The following is a 702-nucleotide window of genomic DNA, read 5'->3' as shown; positions in this document are numbered from 1 at the left end:
TGATTCCGACATTGTCCTCGGCCTTGACGGTCGTGCCGGCGGGGGCGGTGAGTGTTGTTCCGGCGCTGATTCGGATGCCGCCGTCGACGCTGCTGTCGTAGTAGGAGAGATCTCGGTTGAGGATGAGTCGGGGGCCTGTGGTGGGCAGGGTCCAGTTCTCGACGAGTGTCCCGGAGAGGGCGATGGCGTTGATCGTGTTGTTGCGGAGGGTGTTGGCGAGGACGTTGGAGGGACGAAGTTTCACGTCGGCGACGGTGAGGGGTGTCTCGACTGCTTCGGAGATGGTGTTTCCGGTCACCTTGATCGGCGCGGCTTGTGCGCTGTTGTTGGCGGAAACCACCGTGAGCGATCCGTTCGTGATCGTGTTCCCGGTGACGTTCAGCGGGTAGGCGGCGTCGAAGCCGTCCGCGCGGGTGACCGTGACGAATCCGCCCCCGTCCCAATCCTCGTTCGAGGTGTCGCGACTGACGGTGTTGTTGGTCACGGTGGTTGCGCCGCCTCGGCTGGACGCATCAATCGATCCGCGAACGGTCGTGCCCGTGACGGTGACCGCGCCCGCGGAGGAGTGCAACGCGATCCTGCTATCGACAATGGATCCGGTTACCCGAGCGGAAGCCACGGGAGAGCTCTTGTCGGAGGTGATGCCGGAGGAGAAGGTCACACGCGTCTGATCGGCGACCAGGGTGGCGTTTTCGTTGACGT

1 protein-coding gene is annotated in these 702 nt (G+C 63.8%); it reads right to left on the bottom strand.

What is annotated here, in order from left to right:
* Positions 1-484: hypothetical protein (locus P2P98_RS00815; RefSeq protein ID WP_275796274.1), on the bottom strand; the 484-nt coding region annotated here is incomplete at its 3' end.
* Positions 485-702: the final 218 nt, after the last annotated feature.

Origin of the sequence: Microbacterium sp. Kw_RZR3 (assembly GCF_029222405.1) — a bacterium.
In the GTDB taxonomy this organism is placed as follows: domain Bacteria; phylum Actinomycetota; class Actinomycetes; order Actinomycetales; family Microbacteriaceae; genus Microbacterium.
Note: the sequence above shows the minus strand (reverse complement) of the source record. Positions and strands in the feature narration are given on the sequence as shown.